Raw genomic sequence first — 22,157 nt, forward strand, 5'->3', positions numbered from 1 at the left:
CCGCCTGGTGCTGCTGGAGTGGTCGAACCGCTACGAACACCTGCGCGAAGTCGCCCGCGACGACGTGCTCGCCCACCTCGACACTGTCCAGGGGACACAGCGCCAGGCAACCATCGTCGCCCTGCGGTCCCTGTTCCGGCGGGCAAAGAAGAACGGCACCATCTTCAAGAACCCCACCAGCCGCATCCGCGTCGGCCAGCGCGAGGAAAGCGTCATCCAGGCCCTGGAACCCCAGCACGTCAACGGGTCTGTCGCCGCTGTCACCCACCCCGCCGACCGGCTGATCCTCGTCCTCGCCGCAGGCCACGCCGCCCGCTCTGGCGCGATCCGCCGCCTCCAGCTCGATGACCTCGACATCGGCAACCGACGCCTGGTCATCGACGGCCGCACCCGCCCCCTGGACGACCTCACCCACCAAGTTGCCCTGGAATGGCTGGAGTTCCGGCGTCAGCGTTGGCCGGACACCGCCAATCTGCATTTGCTGATCAACAAGCAGACCGCACTGGGAACCGGCCCCATCGGCAAGAGCTCGGCGGCCGGTCCTGCACTGCACGGCCAGACCGCCACTCTGGAACGACTCCGCATGGACCGCCAGCTCGAAGAGGCCCTCGTCCACGGCGCCGATGCGCTCCACCTCGCCGAGGTCTTCGGCCTCAGCGAGAAAACCGCGATCCGGTACGCGAACTCCGCCCGCGCTCTCCTGGAACGGCCCCTGGAGAACGACCCCGCGACTTCACCGCGAACCCAGGGGTCCACCCCCTAACATCGGTGCATCGGGCCCGTGAGTTCCCGCTGAAGTACCTTCAGTTTTCGCGAACTCGCGGGGGTCCCGGGGTATCGCCGAGGTGAGCCCAAAAGGCGTCATTTCGGTCAGGCCATGTCGGCCGACCAGGGGCGGGGCACCTTCGTGTCCGTTGTGGACAGCTTCGGGAGTCGTGGGCCGACTCAGCGGGCCGTCGGAGCCGACAGCGTGACTGCCTCGCGCAACTCGTCGGAGGCCTGGGTGATTAGCTGGGAGAGGGAGGCGTCCGGGGAGGTCAGCCAGCGGGACGTGGCGCGCCGGTGGATCGCCAGCACCACGTCGATGATGAAGCGTGCCTTGCCGGGCTCGACGCCGCGGCGCTCGAGCGCCAGCGCCAGCGCGTCGGCGATGTCGGCGAGTTTGATCAGATCGCGCTCGGCCAGTGCCGGGTTGGCGGCGATCACTCTGACGCGGCGCAGCAGGAACTCGCGCCGGCGAAAGATCTCCTCGGCGGTTCTCAGCGCGGTCAGCAGCGCCTCGATCGGCGTGAGGCCCGGGTCGGTCGCCTCGACCTGGGCGACGAGGTGGGCCTCAAGTTCGTTACCGGCGAAGAGGACTTCCCGCTTGTCGGGGAAGTAACGGTAGAAGGAGCGCTCCTTCAGACCGGCGGCGCCCGCGATCTGCGCGACCGAGGTGCGCTCGAACCCCTGTGTCTCGAACAGCTCGAGCGCCGCGCGCTCGAGCCGGCCTTGTGCGTCGGATTCCCATCTCGGCATACCCAACAGGATACGACAACAGCATCTGTCGTAACGATGATATTGTCGATGACAACAGATGCTGTCATCACTCGGGAGATCGTCATGAAGGCTCTTCAGTTCGACCGGTTCGGGTCCCCGGACGTGATCGTGCTCCGCGACGTCCCACAGCCGGAGCCGGGACCCGGTCAGATCCGGATCGCCGTGCGGGCGTGCGGCCTGACACCGGCCGACTGGCACGTCGTCGACGGTCTCCTCGCCGACCATCTGCCGTCGCTGCCGCGCGGGCTCGGATTGGAGATCGCGGGCACGGTCGACGCGCTCGGTGAGGGCGTCACCGGCGTCCGGATCGGCGACCGCGTGTTCGGCCCGGCCACCTTCGACGGTCCGACGGCCGGTGCTGCCGAGTACGCGCTGATGCCGGCCTGGGCACGTATCCCCGAAGGCGTCACCGTCGAGCAGGCCGCCGCGTTGCCGATGGCGGCCGAGACGGCGTGGCGCGCGCTCGACGACCTCGGCGTCCAGCCGGGTGAGCTGCTGCTCGTCCACGGCGCGGGTACCACCGTGGGTGAGGCGGCGGTGCGCTTCGCGCTGCACCGGGGTATTCGGGTGATCGCCACCGCCGGGCAGACCCGGGCAGCAGCTCTGGGTGAGATCGGCGCCCAGGTTGCCGCCTACGGCGAGGGCATGGCAGGACGTGTCAGGGCACTGTCCGGAGGCCACATCGATCGTGCCCTCGACGCGGCGCCGACCGGGGGCCGGATCGACCGCGCCGACCAGCCCAGCCCGGCCGGCGGCTCACTACCGACCCTGATCGAGCTGACCGGGGATCCCGACCGTGTCCTCACCGTCTCGGACTTCGCCGCCGCGGCCGAGCTGGGCGTCCGGACCACCACCGAGATCCGCTATGAGCAGATGGACGAGTTCGCCCGGCTCGCCGGCGAAGGCATCCTGTTCGTACCGGTCGCCCGCACCTACACGCTCGACCAGATCCAGGAAGCGGCCGAGCTCAGCCAGTCCCGCCGACCCGGCGGCAAGCTCATGCTCGTCCTGTGATCGCCCTGCCGGCCTGACAAAGCGAGACCACCTCGACGAGGAGCGGGGCAGGCCTCTTTTCCAGGCCGACCTCAAAGCCGCTCCCGCGTGTTCGCCGCGAACCCACGGGTCAATCCCCGAGAATGGCGTCCCTGGACCCTCGGGTTCCCGCTGAAGAAGCTTCAGTTTCCGCGAACTCGCGGGGATCTAGGGGTGTGACCGAGATACGCGTCAAAGGGGCAATGAGTTGATCTTGAAGCCCTGAGCGCCCGCCCCTGTCACCCGTTCGGCTCAGCGTCGTTGGTGGTGATGTTGAGTTTCGTCTGGGGCCTGGGGTGGGTTGTGACATCGATCGAGAGGACCGCGTATCCGCGGTTCAAGCGGCTGATCACCGCGCACGAGCTGCATCTGTTCTTCTCGCCGAGCCGCGATGAGCTGGAGTGGGCGGCCGATGCCACGGATTGCGATGAGCATCTGCTGGCCCTGCTGCTGATGTTGAAGTCGTACCGGCGCATGGGGTGTTTCCCGGCTCTGGAGGACGTGCCGGAGATGGTGGTGGACTTCGTGCGGCGGGCGGTGGAGCTGCCAGAGGGCACGCTGCCGGTGTACCGGGCGGAGCGGACTGCCAAGCATCACCGGCGTCTGGTCCGCAAGCAGGTCGGCGTGACGTACGACCAGGCCAAGGCCCGGGGGATCGTCGAGCAGTCGATCCGCAAGGAGGCCGCCGCGAAGAACCGCCCGGCGGATCTGATCAACATCGCGCTGGAGAAAGTGGTGGAGGCCGGGCTGGAGCTGCCGGGGTTCTCCACCTTCGACAAGATGGCCTCGAAGATTCGCACCGAGGTGAACGTCTCGATCCGCGCGGGCATCCACGACCGCATGAGCGGCGCTCAGCGGGCGGGGCTCATGCGGTTGCTGGAGGAGCGCGACAGCGACGGAACGACACTGTTCAACGGCTGAAGAAGCCAGCCAAGGGCCTGACCTGGTCGCACTTCAAGAACCTGACCAAGCGTCTGGAATGGCTGGACGATCTCGGCGACACCGATGTGTGGATGGAGGGTGTGGCCGCGGGGAAGATCACCGACTTCGCCGGAGAAGCGGACGCGGCGGACGCCTCGGAGCTGCGGGACTTCGCCCCCGTCAAACGCATCGCGCTGGTCGCGGCCCTGACGCACAAGGCGAGGATGCGGGTGCGGGACGACCTCGCGACGATGTTCTGCAAGCGCGTGGCAACGAAGATCAAGAAGGCCAAGGCGGAGCTGGAGGAGATCCGGCTCGCCGAGCGAGAGATCGTCGAGGCCCTGATCGGGAACTACCGCACGGTGCTCAAGCACATCGACGAGGGCGGCCCGGCCCAGGAGGCGCTCACGAAGGCCGCGGCCATGACCGCCGAGGCCCGCCAGGCCCTGGAGGGCCTGGACGAGGAGGCGTCGGTGGACGAGGTCGCGACGCGGCTGGAGGGCAGGGTCTCCCCGGCAGTCCTCTCCCTGGTGAAGGCCCAGATGGTGCAGGCCGGCGGGTTCAGCGCGGTCACCCGCGCGGTAGACAGCTTCGGCGGATTCGCCAAGCAGTACGAGCAGATCGAGAAGGTCTCCGCCCACCACGGCAACTTCTGGGAAGTGCTGCTGTACGGGCAGATCGGCCGCGACCGGGCGGTGATGTTCGGCCTCGCCGACAACGACAAGCTGAAGTTCACCGCGACCAGCGAGGACAGCCGGGTGCTGGACGCCCTCGCGCACGCCCAGCGGCACCAGGCGGCCCGCGGCGAGTACATCACCGCCTTCAACGAGGAGGGCAAGGAGGTCGACATCTCCTTCGCCACCCAGAACTGGCGCAAGGCCGTGGTCGACAAGACCCGGACCGGGCAGTTCGTGCGCAAGCACTTCGAGGCGATGGTCTTCACCGCGCTCGCAGAGGAACTGCGCACCGGCGACGTCGCGGTGGTCGGCTCGGAGGAGTACGCCGACTGGTCCGTGCAGCTGCTGGCCTGGGAGGTCGTCCAGGAAACGCTGGGGTCCTACCTGGTGGAGGTCGGCCTCGCCCAGGCGGGCGAGAGCGCCGAGTTCGACGCGAAGTCCTTCCGCCGGCAGCTGGAGGACAAGCTTCGAGGCGGCGCCGCCGCGGCGGACGCCGGGTACCCGGAGAACGAGGGCCTGGTGATCGATCCGGAGACAGGCGTCCCGTCGCTGAAGGCGTTCCGGGCTGACGGTCAGCGGCCCTCGGCGAAGCGGCTGGAGCAGGAGATCAAGGCGAGGATGCCGGAGCGTTCCCTGATGGGGATCGTGGCCCGGACTGCGTACTGGGTGGAGTGGTGGCGCCGTTTCGGCCCCCCGTCGGGCAACGAGCCCAAGCTCACCGACCCCTTGGGCCGCTATGTGATCGTCACGTTCGTCAAGGGCACCAACATGGGCCCGTACGAGGCCGCCCGGCACATTCCCGGCGTGAGTGGGCACGAGCTGTCGTACGTGGCCAACAAGCACTTCTCGATCGTGCTGCTGAACGAGGCGGTCGCCGACCTGGTGAACGCGCACGCCCGCCTCGACATCTCGCAGGCATGGGGCGACGGGACCGCCGTCGCGGCGGACGGCACCCACATGGACACCTATCTCGACAACCTGCTCTCCGAGACGAGCGTGAGGTACGTCAAGCCGGGCGGGATCGCCTACCACCACGTCTCGGACACCTACATCGCGCTGTTCACGCACTTCATCCCGTGCGGGGTGTGGGAAGCCGTCTACATCATCGAGGGCCTGCTGAAGAACACCAGCGAGGTGCAGCCGACCATGGTACACGCGGATACGCAGGGCCAGAGCTTCCCCGTCTTTGCGCTCGCCCGCCTGCTGGGCTTCGACTTGATGCCCAGGATCAGGAACTGGAAGGAACTGACCTTTTACCGGCCCTCCAATTACCGGCCCTCCAAGCAGACGGAGTACGTGCACATCGACGCCCTGTTCGGCGAGCCGGGCAAGCACGTCATCGACTTCGACCTGATCGAGTCCCAGTTCCGTCACCTGATGCGCGTGGCCGTCTCCGTACGCGAGGGCACCATCTCGTCCTCTACGCTGCTCAAGCGCCTGCGCTCCGGGTCACAAAAGAACGCCACCTACGCCGCCTTCCGCGAGGTCAGCCGCGTAATCCGCACCGTGCAGCTCCTGCGCTACCTCACCGACGCGCCGCTACGCCGGCGGGTGACCGCAGCGACCAACGAGGTCGAATCATTCAACCGATTCTCCCAGTGGATCGGCTTCGGCAACCGCGGCGTCATCGCCGACAACGACCCCATCGAGCAGGAGAAGGCAAGGAAGTTCAACGCCCTGCTCACCAACTCGGTGATCTTCCACAACGCCCTGGACATCGCCGAGATCGTCCGCCAGCTGCTGGAAGAGGGCTGGGAGATCGACCCGGAAGACCTGGCGCACATCTCGCCGTACCTGACCGAGCACATCAACCGGTTCGGTGAGTACAGCACTCACGAAGTCGGCATCCAGCCTCAGGCGTACGACCCGACGCTCGACATCGACTTCACCCCGCTGCGCGAGCAGGACCTCATCACTGCCGGCCTCGGTCAGGCCGCCTGACTGCCCGACTTGCCGAAGGACTTCGCCGGGACTCCCGAGCAGTTCGGTCTTCAGTGCCTACGGGCCCGTCCCTGCGCACGGTCCGTCGAACAGCTCCCACTCCGGTGCCGACGGCCCCGCCCGCGACCTGCTTGGCTTTAGAGGGTCCTGGCACGGGTCCGCGAGAGCGCTGGCGCTATTTCGGTTCGCTGGCTGTCGGTGCCGGGGCGGTCTGTGCCAGGCCGGCGAGCAGCAGGTCGATCATGCGGCGGGCCTGGTAGTCGGGGAAGGTTTCGACTCCGATGCACAGGTTGCCGATGGCGAGCATGAAGTCGTAGGCGCGGATGTCCGCGTGTGTGGAGCCGGCGGCGGCGGACGCTTTCAGCAGCTGGTCGAGCACGGGCAGCAGGCGTTCGACGAACTCGTTGTGCAGGCTCTCGAATCCGGCTTGGTCCGAGTGCAGTGCCTCGGCGAGGCCGTGCTTGGTGACCAGGAAGTCGGCAAATTGGTGCACCCAGAGCCGCAGGACCTCGTACGGCGTATCGGCAGCGGGCGCCGTGTGCGCGGCGGTGGAGAGCGCGTCGACCTGGTGTCTGAAGACGGCGACCACCAGTTCCGCCCGGGTGGGGAAGTGGCGGTAGATGGTGCCCATGCCGAGGCCCGATTCGGCGGCGATCTCCCGCACGGGAGCGTCGACTCCCGCACGGACGAACACGGCCGCCGCGGCGTCCAGCAGTATCTGCTCGTTTCGGCGGACGTCGGATCGCTTGCGGGCGGCAGGGGGTGGCGGCGTGTTGGGCGTGGACATCGTGAGCACCTCCCTTGCAAAGCGGAGCAACGTTCCGTATCGTAATGCGGAGCGGGGCTCCGCATTTCAATCATGCCAGACACCGCACAGCACGGGCCACTGGGCCCCTCCGAGAAAGACATTCACCTCATGAGCGACACCACGTCCGCCGACGGCGGCAACGACTCCACCACCCCGGTCATATCTGTCAGGCCGATCACACTTGCCGCCCCGGACCGCGGCCAGGACCTGCAGGTACGGGTCACAGCGCCGACGACCGGCCACAACCTGCCCGTCGTCGTCCTCTCGCACGGCATGACCGTGACCATGGACGAATACGCACCGCTGGTCGGCTTCTGGGCCGCCCGCGGGTTCGTCGTCATCCAGCCCACCCATCTCGACTCGCTGGGCCTGCTCCCCGACGACCCGCGCACCCCGCTCATCTGGCGTATCCGCGCCGACGACCTGACCAGGATCCTCGACCAGCTCGGCACCATCGAAGCCGGCGTGCCCGGGCTGGCCGGCCGCGTCGACCACGACCGCATCGCGGTCGCCGGACACTCCTGGGGCGCACAGACCGCCAGCATGCTCGCGGGCGCACGGGTCGTCGACGCCGACGGCACTCCCGGTGAGAGCGTGAGCGACTCGCGTGTGAAGGCGGCGGTACTGCTGTGCCTGCCCGGTACCGGCGGCGCCGACCTGAGCCCGCTCGCCATCCAGTACTTCCCGTTCATGAGCCCTGATTTCGCCGAGCTGAAGACGCCGAGCCTCATGGTCGCCGGCGACCATGACCAGTCCCCGCTGACGGTGCGCGGGCCGGACTGGTTCACCGACGGCTATCGCCTCAGCTCGGGCGCCACCGATCTGCTGACCCTGTTCGGCGCGGACCACGCACTCGGCGGCATCCTGGGTTCCAACGACACGCGGAACACCGACGAAAGCCCCGAGCGTGTCGCGGTCGTCCAGCACCTCACCCTGGCGTATCTGCGTACCGCGCTGGGCCTCGACAACGACGCGTGGCCTACCGCCCGCCGGTCCCTGGCCGCGGCCGTCGACCCGCTGGGAAGGATCGACTCGAAGTGACCAACCCCCTCGCGCCGGCCCGCAGGCCCAGTTTCGGGATCATGACCGCCCCATCTCAGGTCGTCTACGACGATGTCCTGCGGGTCTGGCGTGAGGCGGACGGCATCGCGCAGATCGAGCACGCCTGGCTGTTCGACCACCTCATGCCGCTCGGCGGCGACCCGAACGGACCCACCTTCGAGGGCTGGACACTGCTGTCCGCTCTCGCAGCCCGAACCGAGCGGTTGCGGCTCGGGGTGATGGTCACCAGCAACAGGTTCCGCCCACCGGCCATGCTGGCCAAGATCGCCGCCACTGTCGATGTCATCTCCGGCGGCCGGCTCGAGTTCGGCATCGGCGCGGGCTCTCGGCCCGACGTGCCAATGGCCCGGCGTGAGTACGCAGCTCACGGCCTTCCCTTCCACGACGCCGCTCACGCGGTCGGAAGCCTCGCCGAGGCGTGCACGATCATCCGCAGACTATGGACCGAAACCGCACCGTTCGACTTCCAAGGCGACTACCACCAGCTGACGGGCGCGTTCTGCGGTCCCAAACCCGTCCAACAACCCCACCCGCCGATCCTGATCGGCGGCCAGGCCACCCCGACGCTGCGCGTGGTGGCCGAGCACGCCGACCGCTGGAACATGCCCGGGGGCAGCATCGAGCAGGCGATCGCCCGCAGCGCCACGCTGGACCGGCTGTGCGCCGAGATCGGCCGCAACCCCGCAGAGATCACCCGATCCATCGTCCTGCCCGCCTCCTACGACCGACCCCAGGACACCCGCCACATCGTCCGCGCGGCGCTCGACGGCGGGTTCAGCCACATCGTCCTCGGACTCGACGCGCCCTACCCGGCCGAGGTGGCACGCCGGGTCGCCGACACCATCATCGACCCCCTCTCCGACACAAACTGAAACACCGGATCACGGTCCACAACGCGAGGGCGGCGCCACCGCTGCCCCTGAAACCGAGGAACCACCGATGACGAGGACCCACCCACCCCGTCAGGGTGTTGCCGCAGTAAATGCCGGATTTACTGCGGCGGAGCCCCTACTGTGATCATCGCGACCTGGGGCGGGTTCTCTGGCCGCCGCAGGCGAGGTGTACGCATTTACTGCGGCAGTGCCGGAAGGGCGGGGCGGGCATGACGATCGAACCGGTGACCGAACTCGGAAGCGGGGACGCGCTCCGCTTGCCGCGCGCCCGGGTGGTGCCGCTGTCCGCCCCGCCCGCGTCGTACACCGCGGCGGTCGAGCGCTACCTCACCGGTGCGGGCATCGCGAAGTCCTCCGCGCGGATCTACCGGATCTCGCTGACGACGTGGGGGTGGATGCTCGCTGGCGAACCGGCGCCGACCGGGCCCGCCCGCCGGGGTGCGAAGCCGCCCGTCTTCCCCGTCACCGCGATCGATGACCCGGCGCTGCCGGAGTTGCTGGCCGAGCTGGCGGCGGCGCGGGCGGATGAGATGGACGCCGACACCGTCAACCGGGAACTGTCCATCGCACGTAAGGCGATCGGCTGGTGGCAGCGCCAAGGCTGGATCGAAGGCGATCCCACGATCGGCATCGAGCGGCGGCCGGCACCGCCCGACCGTACCAAGGCCCTCGCGGAGAACCAGATCGCCGCCCTGTGGCGCCTCGACGTCGCGCTGCGGGAGAAGACCCAGTGGAAGATGCTCTACGAGTCCGCCGCACGGGCCGACGAGGTGCTGTGCCTCAACGTGGAAGACCTCTACCCGCAGGACAAGCGGGGCAGGATCACCGCCAAGGGCGGGGCGACCGAGTGGATTCACTGGCAGTCCGGCACCGCCCAGCTCCTGCCCCGACTCATCGCCCGCCGGACCCGCGGCCCGCTGTTCCTCACCGACCGCAAGGCCCCGGCCGGAACACCGGCGCTCGACGTGTGCCCGGAGACCGGCCGGGCCCGGCTCTCCTACCGCCGCGCTGAGGAGATCTTCGAGGAGAACACCCGGCTGCTGGCCAACCCCCTCGCCTCACCCGACGACATCGAGGACCTGGACGGCTGGACGCTGCACCGACTGAGGCACAGTGCCCTGACGCACGACGCGGAGGACGGCACCTCGACCCCGATGCTGCTGGCCCGCTCCCGCCACGCATCCGTCCGATCCCTGGAGCGGTACGCCCGTCCCGGCGTCGACTCGGTCGCCCGGCACGTCGCCGAACGCGACCCCGCTGCACGTCGCCGCACGTAAATCCGAGCGGATCAGGGCTTCAAGATCATTCCGTTGCCCCTTTGGCGCGTATCTCGGTCACACCCCCTCGACGTTCAGCCAGCGCGACCTTGATGCCATCGCGGCGAAACTCAACAACCGCCCCCGTAAGTGCCTGGGATTCCGCACCCCGGCCGAGAGTGTTGCCTTGACCGGTTGAATCTAAGGATGCCCAGTTTCTGGGCGACCGCTTTCATCGCGGCCCACTCGGTTTCGTACTCCGGGCGCAGCTCGGTGACCATCCGCACCGCACGACGGCGCAACTCAAGCGGGTAGGGGGAAGGACGTGCCATGACTCGATCCTCTCAAATGATCGAGTCCCTACCGAACCCGGAGCGGTTCACCGCGCGCTGGGGGAAACCGTGCCCCCCGGCCCTCTCACCGTGACCACGGCCGAACAACTCGCCGCCCTCGCCGGACACGACCTCACACCCCCGTAACCCATCAAGATCAAGAAGTTATTCTTCGGCGACTCCCTGCGCACCCGCCCTCAGGCCGGATTCACGGATGCGGCTTCCTGCGGTGCGAGACCCGACGGCATGTTTCGCGGGTCGCCGGGGCGAGGAACGTAGACGGGGGCATCCGACTGGTAGAAGAGATCGATGTCGGCTTCCTCGCCGCCGACGATCAAGGTGTCCCACGCGCCGCCTTCCTGGAGCGTGCGCAGCGTGGCGGGATCCAACGCCGAGAGGTGGCTGCGCAGTTCCTCGTCGGTGGGCATGCCGGGGAGGCGCGGCGCGAGCCGCGCGCGTATCGCACTCATTCTCTCCAACAGGGCGTCGAGGTGCGCCTGCTGAGACTCGGAGCCGTCGGCGGGAGCCGATTCCATACTGCGGGCGATGATGTCCTTGATGGCGTGGGTGGCGCCCTGTTCGTCGGTGGTGACCATGGCGTTCCAGGCCCGGCTCTTGTGCCGGTACTGAAGCATGGACATCGCCGCCTCGTGCCGGATGAAGTCGGCGTCACGCAGCGGCTTTCCCTGCCACGCTCGGCTGAGGGAGCGAGCGAGTGAAGTGGCGGAGGCGAGACCGCTGTTGAGGCCGCGGCCGGGCCAGAAGTGGATGGCGTTGGCCGCGTCGCCCAGCAGGAAGCCGTACATGCCGGGGCTCGTCGGGCTCGGGCGGGTCAGCTGCGCCGTGAACCGCGGGCGCTGCACCATGTCCAGTCGGAACGACGTGACCGCGGTGAGAGCGTCCTCGGCCATGCCGTACAGCTTCAGGCCCTCCCTGATCCGCTTCCACAGGGGCGAGCTGCGCAGCAGGGCGGGCAGGAAGAGGGTTCCGTGCGAGGGGCAGCGGAACTCGTTGTCCTCCTCACGGCTCATGACACAGGGACGAGCCGCGATGCACTCCTCGAAGACCTGGCGGACCGGGTCGATGCCGACGACGTTCTTGGCCTCCTCGCGGGTGAGGCGCATGTTCAAGAAGCCTTCGCCGCGAAGCGAGTTGAGAAGGAACCTGTTCTGCGACACGGTCAGCAGAACGCTCATCGGGTCGGACAGCGGGGACTTCACCCGTAGCCCCAGCACCACGTCCTGCAGATGGTCGCCTTCGAGGGAGTAGATCGAGGCGTCGGCCGCGCCGAAGCGGTCGCTGTAGTGCTCCCGCGTACGGGACCGTCCGCCCTCGCAGACCACCAGGACGTGTTCCTGCGAGAGCCGGCCCTGGTGCTCCGACGGGTCGAACCGTTGCGGCACGAGCCGGATCGCGGTGCTCTTGTTCGCCAGCTCCAGCATGCGGTCCTCGATGTAGGCGATCCGGATGTTGCGGGGAGGCCGGCCCTCCACGGAGTCCGGTCCGACGGGCCACATCTCCGCGAAGTCACCTGAGTCGAACAGCGCCGACTGCATCTCCTCGGGCAGAGCGAGGTACTGTCGGCTCTGGATGGTCACGACCTGTTGACGGCGGGTGTTTCCGTGGGTCTCGTCCTTCCAGACCACAGAGGAGCCGTTCTTGATCCACCGGCTTTCGTAGATCTTGATGGCGACCCGCCCGCGCAGCATGTTCTCCAGCATCAGCGCGAAGGCGAGGCCGACCGGACCCCCGCCGGTGATCGTGACGCGGAGCAGGCCGGGATCCGCGGATGCCCTGGCCCGGGGCATGTCGAGGAGAGAGAGGTCCATGACCGTCTCCATGGCGTCCTGCGACTCGAAGAGGAAGGTCTCCTCACCGATCCGGATGCGGTCGTCGGCACGCAGTACATGCCGTGTGACGCGCTGATCGTTGACGAAGGTGCCGTTGCGGCTGCGGTCGTACAGGACGAAGCCGGCGTCCTCCTCCACGATTTCGGCGTGCAGACGGGAGGCACTGACACTGACGATCACGACACCGTTGTCGCTCTTGCGGCCGAACGTCAGAGGAGCGGCGCTCAGCACCACACTCTGACCAGTGAAGGGACCCGTTTGCCCCACGATGACCGATGGCACTGCTACTCCTAGCGGACGACACTCAACAGGGAAAAAGAGGCCGCGTGATGCGGCTGACTCGGCATGAGGACGAAGCTGTCACTCACGCGTGGGCGGACCCGGTCCGGTTCGACTCTTCCGAGACCCAACCGGCCGGAGGGCAGCGTGCCTGGACCCGGTCACGCGTTCCGAGCCGTCATTGACCAGGTGATGCGCCTCCGGTCGTTCCCGCCTCGCACGTCAACGACAGAGGCACCATGTTGGACTTGCCCTGAAGAGGGGCATTGAGCTCCACGCCGATTTCGCTCTCGAACGTTCCGGCCTTCGCCCACGTGGTCAGACTGATGCTGACCTGCTTGGTGAGGCTTCCGCCATTCGGGAACGACAGCGTCCTCCACTCCTCATCGGTGACCGAGCCGTCCCTGGACACCCACCGGTAGGAGAACTGCGCGGGGAGCCGGTCCACCGTGAAGGACGCCGTGAAGATGGGCGCCTCCCCGCTCGGGGGCGGGCACGGTCCCGAGTACGTCGTCTGCGAACCTGTCACCTTCATCTGCACCCCCTCGGAAGTGGAGGTGTCCCGCCCGCCCTCCCCTGTGCTGGGAGCGGCGGCTTCCTCGGCGTTCTGTGAGGCGTCCTTCGCATCCGGAGAGGCTGCACCGGCGCCTGCGGTGGCAGCGTTCCGCTGCTTTCCGCCGTCGTCCCCGTCGTTCATGAGGGCATAGCCCGTCCCGGCCAGCGCCAGAGCGCACAGGGCCACGCCCGCCGCCACGAGGGCAGTGCCGCGCCGGTTGCGGCGTGAGGGAGCCGGGGGGAGGGGGGACGTGGGCGTTCCCACAGCGGTGGAATCCGGCGGCGAGGGATATGCGGACGTCGGCTGCGCCGAGAGTTGCGTGACGGTTGGCTGCGCTGTGGGCTGTGTGGCGGTCGGCTGCGCCGGGGGATGCGTGGCCACAGGCTGGGTCTCCGCCTGGGCGGGGGGTTCCTGTGTGGTGTGCTGAGTCTCCGCCTGGGTCAGAGACACCTGTGTCGTGAACTCAGTCTCGGGCTCTGCCACGACGGTCGGTGAGCGGGGAGCCTGCCGCACGGTTCCCGTGTCGGGCGTGCCGCTCTCACTGACCAATCCCAGTTCCCGCGCTGCCGGTTCGGCGCCGAGGCGTTCGTCCGGATCCTTGAGCAGCAGTCCTTCGATGACCGGGGTGAGGGCGCCGGCCCGGCGAGGTGGCGGCAACTCCGCGTCCACGATGGCCCGCAGGGTACTGAGAGCTGTGTTCTGGCGGAAGGGCGAGATCCCCTCGACCGCCGCGTACAGCAGCACGCCCAGCGACCACAGGTCCGACGCGAGCCTGGGCCGCTTGCCCAACGCACGCTCCGGGGCCAGGAATTCGGGCGACCCGACGACTTCACCGGTCATGGTGAGCGCTGTGCTGCCCTCGACCACCGCGATACCGAAATCGGTGAGTACCACCCTGCCGTCCTTGGCTATCAGCACGTTGGCCGGCTTGACGTCGCGGTGCATCACGCCGGCCTCGTGGGCGGCGCGGAGCGCAGCGAGCACCTCACCACCGATGGACGCGGCGCGCCGCGGGGTGAGCGGGCCCTCGGCCTTGAGCAGGTCGGCCAGCGACTGACCTCGTACCAGTTCCATGACGATCCACGGGCGGTCCTCTCCCATGGCCACGTCGTAGACGGTCACCACGTTCCGGTGCGACACCCGGGCTGCAGCCCACGCCTCACGCTCCAGCCGCGTGTACATCCGCTCGATGGCGGCCGCGGCCAGCCCGGCAGGCGCCCGGACCTCCTTGATGGCGACCTCGCGCTGCAACACCTTGTCGTGGGCGCGCCACACGGTGCCCATTCCGCCCTCACCGAGGGGCGACACCAGGGTGTAGCGGTCGGCGATCACACGCGTGCGGCCAGATTCTTCGGACACGGTGTCCTCACTGGTCATCGGGGCGATTCTTCCTTTCGTCATGCAAGCGGCTCGTCGGGGCGCGGATGTCGCCCTTGGACTATCGATTCCTGTGCACGACCGCCGTCGGCGGAACCGCTGCTCATCCACCGGATCGCAACCGGCGGCAGAGGTCTTCCACCTTCACTCGGTCACATGGCGCCTCGTGGCGCACCAGCAGTTCTTACGGCCGACCGGGCCGAGCAGTCCGCGGACGTAGTCCCGCATCCGTCGCCGGGACTCCAACCGGGGGAAGCGGGCTCCGGTCCGTAGGAAGAGTTCTTCGAGTTCCAGGTCCCAAGCATTCGTTGGTACGTCGTGGATCACGAGAACGGACCGCTCGTCGCGCAGTCACTACATGCGGCGCGGACACATGTTGGTGGGACGACCTGTCCAGGCCCGTCCCGCGCATGCCCAACCCCCGCTCACTCCCCACCGCCAGGCCGTTGGCCAAGAGAAATACAGAAGTCCGGCTGGAGTACTAGCGACTGCTGCCCGGGGCTATTCCTGAGAGGCGTTCGGGTCGCGCAGCGGGCGCACGTGCCGTCGCCTTGCGCCTGCGCCCCCTTTCGGGAGCCGTGGGCGCCTGAGAGTCCTCTTGCGAACCGGCTACTGCTACTGCCCGTTGAACCCCAAAAGGATCCGGGCGTACTGTTCACGGTCGATTTCTGTGATGAACGTGGGGTGGCGGGTCGCCGTGCCCAGATCGCGCCAGATCCTCTGGGCCGGGCTGGATTCAGCGAACTGGCTCGCGCCGCCGACGTCGAGCAGTTTGTCGACGGCGTGACGGATGTGTCGTGCGGCGATGCCGGCGTCGATACGGATGCGGGCGACGGCGAGGGGGCTCATCTGCGTTCCCGTGCGGGTGGCCAGGTCGACGGCACGGGCAGACCGCGCCGCGTGGAGGACCGCGCTGTCGATGAGCAGGGCGGCGTCGGCGATGTTCGCCTGAACGCCCGGGGCGTCGATCGCCCGCGCGTGCAGTTTCACCGAAGAGGCCAGAGGCCTGCCCTCAGCCAGTTTCGCCACGACGTGGTCGTACACCGCCATGCCCATCCCCAGCACCGGTGCGGCCAGCGCGCCGGCCAGGCCCTGCGGTCTGGGTACGGGTGCCAACGCCTGAGTGTTGTCCCGGGCCGCGGCTGCGGCCTGGGACATCAGCACAACCTGTTCCTTGGGTACGAAGACCTCCTCGGCACGGATCGTGTCGCTGCCCGTGCCGCGCATCCCCGTCATGTGCCAAGTGTCCTCAACCGACAGCTCACTCATCGGGACCAGTGCGACACCGCGGTCCGGGGCGGGCCCCTCCGCCTGGGCTACGACGTCGAGGATCGCCCACGTGGCATGGTGCGCGCCCGAAGCCCAGCCCCAACGACCGGTGAGCACGTACCCGCCGTCAGCCTCACGCACGGGTACGGCGCCGGTGGACGAGCCGCACACGGTCGCGTCGGGGTCCTGGCTCCAGACGCGGTGCCGCACCTCGTCGGGGTAAAGCCACAGGGCGATGGCCGCGCTGTAGTACACCACCAGCACCCAGGAGGTCGACGGGCAGCCTCGGCCCACTTCCGCGGCGATGGCCGTCGCCGCACGCGCGCCCACCTGGTGGCCTCCGTAAGACTGGGGCGTGGCGAGACGCAGGAGACCTGCATTGCGCAGGGCATCGATGTTGTCCTCGGGAAGCCTGCTCGTGGCATCCGCCTTCTCCGCGTTGGCGCTCAGGGCGGGTATCAGCGACGCCGCCGCCGAGACGAGTTGCGCCTCCTCGGCCGTGAGGTCGAAGACAAGCGGGTCCAGCCGATCGTTGAGGGCGGCGGAGCGACCTGCCGTCTCCCCTTGCCCGAGCGTGCTGTTGGCCATGGTGAGTCCTTCTAGTGACGTACTACTGACGATGTTCTGTGCACAGCTTTCCGGATGGCGTCGGAACGACGGCATCCGGAAACTGTATCCCGTTTCTGGAACTCAGTTCCGTGAACGGAGTGTAGTACCGTTGAGGTATGGCTGGGTCAGCGGTACAGGACGGGCGTCGGCCCGGGGCGCGTGAGCTCGCACGACGAGCCCTGAAGGCACAGGTGCGCGAGATGGCACTGGACCTGTTCCTGGAAAACGGCTACGAGCAGACCACGATTGATGACATTTGCGCCGTCGCCGGCATTTCGCGCAGCACCTTCTTCCGCTCCTTCCCGTCCAAGGAAGACGTCTTCGCGAGCACCACCTCGGCAGCCCCCCAGGAGCTACTCGATGCCCTGCGGCAACGGCCCGACGACGAGACTCCGTGGACCGCACTGCGCCATGCGCTGGATCCGCTCATCGCGCACTACGCCGCAACGTCCGAACGCGCGCGGCAGCTGGCCGAGATCGCCAGAACCGTTCCCGCACTCGCGACGTACCATCAGCACAAGCTGAAGAGTTGGCAGCAGTTGCTGGCACCCGAGGTCGCCCGGCGCCTTGGCGTGGATCCGGACGACGCAACCGACCCCCGGCCCCACGCTTTGATCGCGTCCGCTTACGCCTGCCTCGAAGCCGCCGTCGAAGTCTGGATCGCCGGCCATGGCACACACCAACTGACGCCACTCCTCCACCGTGCGATGGCTGCCGTCGGCTGATTCGAAAATAGCCACCGGGCTGTCGTAACCCGCAGGTCAGGCAGCTCCTTCTGTTTGAAGGGTCACTTGGTAGCCGAGTTGGTTGAGCTGGCTCACCATCCGTCGGGTCTGCCTGGCGCGGCCGGTGCGTTCGATGAAGTACTGGCCGCCGAGATCTGCGTACTGGGTGTCGTGGGTGAGCATGTGCCAGACCCCGACGAGGATCGAGTGCTGGAGGGCGACCAGGGCGCGTTTCTTGCCGCGGCGGGCAACGAGCCGTCGGTAGCGGGCGGCGAGACAGGTGTCCTTGGTGCGGGAGGCGGAGACGGCGGCCTGGCCGAGCGCCGCTTTGAGCCAGGGGTCTCCGTGGCGGGTCTTGCCGCTGCCGCTTCTGTCGCCGGACTGATGGTTGCCCGGGCAGACACCCGCCCACGAGGCCAGGTCGGCCGCGCTGGGGAAGCGGGCGATGTCGGCGCCGATCTCGGCGAGGATCACCTGGGCGGCGCGGGCCTCGACGCCGGGGATCGTCACGAGGAGGTCGATGCGGCGGCGAAAGGGTCGCAGCATCACCTCCAAATGCTCGCTCAGCTTGGTTTCGGTGGCGGTGCAGGACGCGATCCGGTCCAGCATCGCCCGTGCCAGGAACGCGTGGTGAGCGGTGAAGTTCCCGGTCAGCGCCTCGACGAGGGCGTCGGTCTTGCGGCGCATGCTGCCTTTGGCCAGATCGGCCAGGACGTGCGGGTCACGCTCGCCGGCGATCAGGGATTCGAGCATGGCCCGGCCGGAGACGCCCAGGAGGTTGGACACGGTGGAGGACAGCTTGATGCCGGTGTCCTCCAGCAGCTTCTCCAGCCGCTAGGTCTCACGGGTGCGCTCGCGGATGACCTCGGTGCGGTAACGGGTGACGTCCCGCAGCTGCCGGATCGGTTCCGGCGGCACGAAGCTGGGGCGGACCAGTCCGTGCTCGACGAGTCTGGCGATCCACTCGGAGTCTTTGACGTCGGTCTTGCGGCCGGGCACCGACTTCATGTGCCGGGCGTTGAGCAGCCAGCACTCCACATCGTGTTCCAGCAGGTAGAAAACGGGTTTCCAGTAGACACCGGTGGCTTCCATGCCGACCAAGGTGATGCCTTCGGCGACCAGCCAGTCCCGCATGGCCAGCAGTCCGGCGGTCACCGCGGAGAAGGTCCGCACCTCGCTGCGGCGCCGCTTGCCGGTGCTGGGCACACGGATGCACACCTTCACGTCCACCTTGCTGATATCGATCCCCGCCACGCGTTCGTGGATCACTTCCATCCCGTCGGCACCCCCTCCGGTCGTCGGCCGCGGACACGCGACCGTCCGGCGGGGGTCCGTCAGGCGGAAGAGTCTGATTCACGTGCTCAGGGCAACACATCCGGGTGCCTGTCGGTGGACCCCCAGCGTCCTACTGACACACGGGCTCGGAACGCACCAAGGCGACACGACGTCAGCCGGACGGCCACGCACCGATTTTCACGCACACAGGGTGTCGCCGTCAGGCGACCGGACTACTGACACGTCGTAATCCTTCAGTCGGTACAGCACGGCCCCCTGACACGTCGTAATCCTTCAGTCGGTACAGCACGGCCCCCTGCAGTCGGCTCCAGACTCCGGGCTTCGACCAGATCAGGAACCGGCGGTGAGCCGTCGAATTCGATATCCCGAAGCACGGCGGAGGGTGGTGCCAGGCACACGCGCTCACCGGGACGTAGACGATCGCCGCATACAGGGTCTCATCAGGTGTGTCCTGTGTTCCGCCGCCGTGCGACCGCACCCTGGACGGAGGGATCAGCGGCTTCGTGATTTCCGACGGCCCGTCCGGAACGGGGACTGTCAAACGAGTGGCCCTGTCTCGCTTTCGGTGGTGACTGAGAGTGCTGCTATCCGAGGAGGATGCGGTGGCGAAGCAGAGCGAAGCCTGCTCGTCCGTGCATCTGGCGCGCGATGCGCTTGGTCTTGGAAGCGGTTGTCTTTCCGGATGTGAGCATTGAGTTTCCGCTGTTCAGGCATGGGTTCGGTGTCGCCGCGGGAGAGTTCGGGCGATCAGTTCGTTCTCGGTGATGCGGAGATGACCGATGCCATCGGTGATGGGGTTGCTGGAGGAGCGGGAGGCGGCTGCTCGGGTGCGGGCGGAGGAGCTTCGCGCGGAGATGGAGCGGATCACGGCTGAACTCGCTGATGCGGAGGTGGTGCTGGAGCGGCGGTTGATCGCGCGGACGGAGCTCGCCGAGGCCCTGGCTGCTGGAGGCGAAGAGACGCGGTCGTCCACTGCCGGTGTGCAGGCGGCGCCGGCCGTGAGCGAGAAGGCCCCGCACCCGGTTGCGGGGTCCGTCGTGCCGCGCTGGCACGAGACGGCGACGGTGGACGCGCTCGCGTTGGACTACCGGCGGATCGTCGAGCTGGTGGAATCCGGTGCGGGTGGCAACGAGGGGATCTCAGCGAAGCGGCTCACCGCCGGGCTTCAGTTGGAGCTGGTGCCCGCGAAGATCGAGGGGGTACGGTCCAAGGCGAGGCGGCTGGCCGAGCGGGGCTGGCTGACGGCGTCGCCGTCGGGCCGGTTCAGAAGCTGTGTCACATCTGGTGATCTAGGCACTCCGTGCCTGACGGGCTGAGCCCGATCGCCGCCATCACGCTGATGAGCCGTCGGCTCACTCGCCAGCCCGCCTGTCCGGACTCGGCACTCCCGCGGACAGAACCAGCTCTCCAGGCGGCGTGACCGCAGAGTCGAGGTGTTGGGACCATCCAGCTCGGGCTTCGACCGCCGTCCTCACCGACGGCCGCAAGAACTTCGTCATTTACCCACCGCACATGCAGCCGACGAAGTACCCGCGCCGGGCGTAGGTGAGGTGGTACAACGCCGGAACGTGTTCATCGGCCATCCGCTGGGAGTGCCCAGCACGCCGCCCACCCTCCTATAACCCGCGGAAGTGCTGCTCAGCATCTCTGGCGTCCACAGCCCCCCTGCTCCCAGGCGAACTGCTTGGCTGCGGCGTCATCGACGAACGGGGTCCTCAGGATCCCGCCACAGCGCGGCCAGTCACAGCAGAAGACACGCACCTTGACCATGACCATGACCCGCAGATTAGCGACGGCCAGCGGACACAGTCAGGGACGGCAGCCTGCTGGCCGCGCGGGTGCCGTGCATGGACCGCGCCACGTTGCAGGACGCTGCTGCCAGAGGCGGCAGGTGATGTGCACGGATCGGACTGTCAGAGGGCACGTTCAGCTTGGGCCGTCCCGTGGTCGTGAGATGGTCCGGGTTCTGCGTCGTAGTCGGCTTGTGCCGCTCGGATGGTCGAGGCGTGTTCGACGGTCCAGTCGTAGAGCCTTCCGAATGGTTCGAGCAGTGATTCACCGAGGGGGGTGAGGGCGTATTCGACGCCGATCGGGGATGTGGGGATGACGCGGCGGGTGATCATGCCGTTGCGCTCCAGACGTCGGAGCGTCTGGGTGAGGACGCGCTGGGTCACCCCGGCGAGTCGGCGCTTGATCTCGTTGAACCGGGTCGGCTGCTGGAGCACTGCGAGGGCCATCATGGACCATTTGTCGGCGATCTGATCGAGGATCGGTCGGCTGGGGCAATCCACGGCGAACAGCACGCTCTGATCACCGTGCGCCGTGTAGGGGGTGGTATCAGTCATGCGCTCTAGGTCCTCCAAAGTGCGTTCTAGACGACGTCTGCGCGCTAACGCAGTATGGGTATGCATCGCAAACCTACATGCTTAACGCATACTCACGAAAGGCCCTCATGCCACAGTCCTACTCGACCCTGCACGTTACCGTCGCGGACGGTGTCGCCGAGATCGTGCTCGACAATCCTCCGGTGAACGTCATCAGCGCAACGCTGATGAAGGACCTCACCAGCGTTCTGGGAGAGCTTCGCGACGACTCGTCGGTGAAGGTGATCGTGTTCTCCTCGGCGAACCCGGAGTTCTTCCTTGCCCACGTCGACATGCACATCCTCGACGACGAAGATCTTTTCAACGAGCTCGTTGCCGCCACCCCGCGGGGGGTGAACGTGTTCCAGGCTGTCGGGGAACTGCTCCGCAATCAGCCGCAGCCGATCATCGCCAAGCTCGCCGGCAAGGCGCGAGGCGGCGGGGCGGAGTTCGTCGCGGCCGCCGACATGGTGTTCGCTGCGACCGAGACTGCCGGGCTCGGGCAGATTGAGAGCCTCATGGGTATCGTGCCCGCCGGGGGCGGGACGCAGTATCTCCTTGAGCGTGTCGGCCGTAATCGAGCTTTGGAGATCGTGCTGACCGGAGATCTCTACGACGCGACCACGGCTGCCGCATACGGGTGGGTCAACCGTGCGGTGCCCGCAGCGGAACTCGACGAGTTCGTTGCTCGCGTCGCGCGCAACATCGCCGGCCTCGCAGACAACGTCGCCCTGCGCGCGAAGGAGATCTTGGCGCCCGCTCGTCCGCTCGAGGGCTACGAGCGTGAGGAGATCGCCTGGGCCAGCTTGATCGCGGACCCGACCGCCCTCGCGCTCATGGGCAGGGCGCTGGAGCACGGCGCGCAGACCCCGGAGGGCGAGGCCGACCTGGAGCAGCTCATGCGATCCGTGACCCGCTGACGCCGCCAGTAACGGCCCAGTTCGAGCACGACTTCCTGCCCTTCGCCAGCACTCTGGCGTTGAACGGTAACGGTTCCTGATCGGCGTGGAAGACCGGCAGGCGGCCGGTCTTCCACGCCGATGTCTTTATGTTGTGGCTCGGCTTAGAGGCCGCACGGATAGGCGTGTGGTCATGGTCGGCGGTTCGGGCGTTCGTCCCAGCGGTGAGTCGTCCACGCCTGTCGGTTCAGGCTACGTACGGTGATGATCGTGTCGGCGAGGTCGAAGAACGCGTCGATGACGGTGACGCGCCGCTCGTAGCAGCGGGCGAGGCGGTGAAAGGCGTTTTGCCAGGCGTGAGTACGCTCCACGTGCCAACTGTCGACGGTCAGGCAATTCCCCACGATCTGCATGATCAGCGTCATGTAATTCCCCACCCCTGCGATCACGACTCCCCATGGGGACAGCGAATC

18 protein-coding genes and 4 pseudogenes are annotated in these 22,157 nt (G+C 67.7%); 10 read left to right on the forward strand and 12 right to left on the reverse strand.

Translation table 11 applies throughout. The annotated features are described in order from the left end of the window. The first annotated feature begins 7 nt into the window (after nt 1–7). The gene (locus M2271_RS40685; RefSeq protein WP_280892510.1) at nt 8–763 is read left to right on the forward strand and encodes a hypothetical protein; all 756 of its coding nucleotides are present in this window, start codon (nt 8–10) and stop codon (nt 761–763) included. 182 nt (nt 764–945) lie between these two features. On the opposite strand, the gene M2271_RS40690 is transcribed toward M2271_RS40685, so the two are convergent. Further along, nucleotides 946–1,518 (reverse strand): helix-turn-helix domain-containing protein, encoded by a 573-nt coding sequence (locus M2271_RS40690; protein ID WP_280892511.1) that lies wholly within the window; start codon nt 1,516–1,518, stop codon nt 946–948. A gap of 84 nt (nt 1,519–1,602) precedes the next feature. Here M2271_RS40690 and M2271_RS40695 point away from each other — a divergent pair, with 84 nt between their 5' ends. From M2271_RS40695 to M2271_RS40705, 3 genes are all read left to right on the forward strand, one after another. After that, the gene (locus tag M2271_RS40695) at nt 1,603–2,553 is read left to right on the forward strand and encodes an NADP-dependent oxidoreductase (RefSeq protein ID WP_280892527.1); all 951 of its coding nucleotides are present in this window, start codon (nt 1,603–1,605) and stop codon (nt 2,551–2,553) included. Between the two features lie 288 nt (nt 2,554–2,841). Further along, nucleotides 2,842–3,492, forward strand: a complete 651-nt coding sequence (locus tag M2271_RS40700) for a DUF4158 domain-containing protein (protein WP_280892528.1) — start codon at nt 2,842–2,844, stop codon at nt 3,490–3,492. Between the two features lie 17 nt (nt 3,493–3,509). Continuing rightward, on the forward strand, nt 3,510–6,110 hold the full coding sequence (locus tag M2271_RS40705) for a Tn3 family transposase (RefSeq protein WP_280892529.1): 2,601 nt from the start codon (nt 3,510–3,512) through the stop codon (nt 6,108–6,110). A 175-nt stretch (nt 6,111–6,285) separates the two neighbouring features. Here M2271_RS40705 and M2271_RS40710 read toward each other — a convergent pair whose 3' ends face one another. Next, on the reverse strand, nt 6,286–6,897 hold the full coding sequence (locus M2271_RS40710) for a helix-turn-helix domain-containing protein (protein WP_280892512.1): 612 nt from the start codon (nt 6,895–6,897) through the stop codon (nt 6,286–6,288). Between the two features lie 129 nt (nt 6,898–7,026). Between M2271_RS40710 and M2271_RS40715 the strand changes: the two genes are divergently transcribed. The 3 genes from M2271_RS40715 (at nt 7,027) to M2271_RS40725 (ending at nt 10,150) form a co-directional block, all read left to right on the forward strand. Continuing rightward, nucleotides 7,027–7,959: an alpha/beta fold hydrolase gene (locus M2271_RS40715; RefSeq protein ID WP_280892513.1), complete on the forward strand. Its 933-nt coding sequence runs from the start codon at nt 7,027–7,029 to the stop codon at nt 7,957–7,959. Between the two features lie 41 nt (nt 7,960–8,000). Beyond that, nucleotides 8,001–8,852 carry an LLM class flavin-dependent oxidoreductase gene (locus M2271_RS40720; protein ID WP_280892514.1) on the forward strand — a complete coding sequence of 284 codons (852 nt, stop codon included), beginning with the start codon at nt 8,001–8,003 and terminating at the stop codon, nt 8,850–8,852. A 230-nt stretch (nt 8,853–9,082) separates the two neighbouring features. After that, nucleotides 9,083–10,150, forward strand: coding sequence for a tyrosine-type recombinase/integrase (locus tag M2271_RS40725; RefSeq protein WP_280892515.1), 1,068 nt, complete (start codon nt 9,083–9,085; stop codon nt 10,148–10,150). A gap of 185 nt (nt 10,151–10,335) precedes the next feature. Here the strand turns inward: M2271_RS40725 and M2271_RS40730 are convergent. The 5 genes and pseudogenes from M2271_RS40730 to M2271_RS40750 all read right to left on the reverse strand — a co-directional run. Beyond that, nucleotides 10,336–10,461 (reverse strand): annotated as a pseudogene (locus M2271_RS40730) (IS3 family transposase); the annotation flags it as partial. Nucleotides 10,462–10,658: 197 nt separating this feature from the next. Next, a complete protein-coding gene (locus tag M2271_RS40735; RefSeq protein ID WP_280892516.1) occupies nt 10,659–12,578 on the reverse strand; it encodes an FHA domain-containing protein in 1,920 nt (639 codons plus the stop codon). 190 nt (nt 12,579–12,768) lie between these two features. Then, nucleotides 12,769–14,523, reverse strand: coding sequence for a serine/threonine protein kinase (locus tag M2271_RS40740; RefSeq protein WP_280892517.1), 1,755 nt, complete (start codon nt 14,521–14,523; stop codon nt 12,769–12,771). 174 nt (nt 14,524–14,697) lie between these two features. Further along, a pseudogene (locus M2271_RS40745) lies at nt 14,698–14,817 on the reverse strand (IS701 family transposase); the annotation flags it as partial. 321 nt (nt 14,818–15,138) lie between these two features. Further along, nucleotides 15,139–16,380, reverse strand: coding sequence for an acyl-CoA dehydrogenase family protein (locus M2271_RS40750; RefSeq protein WP_280892518.1), 1,242 nt, complete (start codon nt 16,378–16,380; stop codon nt 15,139–15,141). Between the two features lie 221 nt (nt 16,381–16,601). Between M2271_RS40750 and M2271_RS40755 the strand changes: the two genes are divergently transcribed. Continuing rightward, nucleotides 16,602–17,126 carry a TetR/AcrR family transcriptional regulator gene (locus M2271_RS40755; protein ID WP_280892519.1) on the forward strand — a complete coding sequence of 175 codons (525 nt, stop codon included), beginning with the start codon at nt 16,602–16,604 and terminating at the stop codon, nt 17,124–17,126. Between the two features lie 36 nt (nt 17,127–17,162). Here the strand turns inward: M2271_RS40755 and M2271_RS40760 are convergent, their stop codons facing one another. From M2271_RS40760 to M2271_RS40770, 3 genes and pseudogenes are all read right to left on the reverse strand, one after another. After that, a complete protein-coding gene (locus tag M2271_RS40760) occupies nt 17,163–17,912 on the reverse strand; it encodes a transposase (RefSeq protein WP_280892520.1) in 750 nt (249 codons plus the stop codon). Nucleotides 17,913–17,960: 48 nt separating this feature from the next. Further along, nucleotides 17,961–18,401, reverse strand: coding sequence for a transposase (locus M2271_RS40765; RefSeq protein ID WP_280892521.1), 441 nt, complete (start codon nt 18,399–18,401; stop codon nt 17,961–17,963). A gap of 289 nt (nt 18,402–18,690) precedes the next feature. Beyond that, a pseudogene (locus M2271_RS40770) lies at nt 18,691–18,963 on the reverse strand (transposase); the annotation flags it as partial. A gap of 238 nt (nt 18,964–19,201) precedes the next feature. Here M2271_RS40770 and M2271_RS40775 point away from each other — a divergent pair. Then, nucleotides 19,202–19,738: a hypothetical protein gene (locus tag M2271_RS40775; RefSeq protein ID WP_280892522.1), complete on the forward strand. Its 537-nt coding sequence runs from the start codon at nt 19,202–19,204 to the stop codon at nt 19,736–19,738. Between the two features lie 597 nt (nt 19,739–20,335). On the opposite strand, the gene M2271_RS40780 is transcribed toward M2271_RS40775, so the two are convergent. Next, complete coding sequence (locus M2271_RS40780) at nt 20,336–20,767, reverse strand: helix-turn-helix domain-containing protein (RefSeq protein ID WP_280892523.1); 432 nt, start codon at nt 20,765–20,767, stop codon at nt 20,336–20,338. 107 nt (nt 20,768–20,874) lie between these two features. On the opposite strand from M2271_RS40780, the gene M2271_RS40785 reads away from it, so the two are divergent. After that, nucleotides 20,875–21,705 (forward strand): enoyl-CoA hydratase/isomerase family protein, encoded by an 831-nt coding sequence (locus M2271_RS40785; protein ID WP_280892524.1) that lies wholly within the window; start codon nt 20,875–20,877, stop codon nt 21,703–21,705. 170 nt (nt 21,706–21,875) lie between these two features. Here the strand turns inward: M2271_RS40785 and M2271_RS40790 are convergent. Next, nucleotides 21,876–22,157: pseudogene (locus M2271_RS40790) on the reverse strand (hypothetical protein); the annotation flags it as partial.

Source organism: Streptomyces sp. LBL (assembly GCF_029893585.1).
In the GTDB taxonomy this organism is placed as follows: domain Bacteria; phylum Actinomycetota; class Actinomycetes; order Streptomycetales; family Streptomycetaceae; genus Streptomyces.

Excerpts from the sequence above, each read along its gene's own strand:
- M2271_RS40690 (WP_280892511.1), bottom strand. The coding sequence starts at position 1,518 with ATGCCGAGATGGGAATCCGACGCACAAGGCCGGCTCGAGCGCGCGGCG.
- M2271_RS40695 (WP_280892527.1), top strand. The coding sequence starts at position 1,603 with ATGAAGGCTCTTCAGTTCGACCGGTTCGGGTCCCCGGACGTGATCGTG.
- M2271_RS40700 (WP_280892528.1), top strand. The coding sequence starts at position 2,842 with ATGTTGAGTTTCGTCTGGGGCCTGGGGTGGGTTGTGACATCGATCGAG.
- M2271_RS40710 (WP_280892512.1), bottom strand. The coding sequence starts at position 6,897 with ATGTCCACGCCCAACACGCCGCCACCCCCTGCCGCCCGCAAGCGATCC.
- M2271_RS40715 (WP_280892513.1), top strand. The coding sequence starts at position 7,027 with ATGAGCGACACCACGTCCGCCGACGGCGGCAACGACTCCACCACCCCG.
- M2271_RS40720 (WP_280892514.1), top strand. The coding sequence starts at position 8,001 with ATGACCGCCCCATCTCAGGTCGTCTACGACGATGTCCTGCGGGTCTGG.
- M2271_RS40725 (WP_280892515.1), top strand. The coding sequence starts at position 9,083 with ATGACGATCGAACCGGTGACCGAACTCGGAAGCGGGGACGCGCTCCGC.
- M2271_RS40740 (WP_280892517.1), bottom strand. The coding sequence starts at position 14,523 with ATGACCAGTGAGGACACCGTGTCCGAAGAATCTGGCCGCACGCGTGTG.
- M2271_RS40750 (WP_280892518.1), bottom strand. The coding sequence starts at position 16,380 with ATGGCCAACAGCACGCTCGGGCAAGGGGAGACGGCAGGTCGCTCCGCC.
- M2271_RS40755 (WP_280892519.1), top strand. The coding sequence starts at position 16,602 with ATGGCACTGGACCTGTTCCTGGAAAACGGCTACGAGCAGACCACGATT.
- M2271_RS40765 (WP_280892521.1), bottom strand. The coding sequence starts at position 18,401 with ATGGAAGTGATCCACGAACGCGTGGCGGGGATCGATATCAGCAAGGTG.
- M2271_RS40775 (WP_280892522.1), top strand. The coding sequence starts at position 19,202 with ATGCCATCGGTGATGGGGTTGCTGGAGGAGCGGGAGGCGGCTGCTCGG.
- M2271_RS40780 (WP_280892523.1), bottom strand. The coding sequence starts at position 20,767 with ATGACTGATACCACCCCCTACACGGCGCACGGTGATCAGAGCGTGCTG.
- M2271_RS40785 (WP_280892524.1), top strand. The coding sequence starts at position 20,875 with ATGCCACAGTCCTACTCGACCCTGCACGTTACCGTCGCGGACGGTGTC.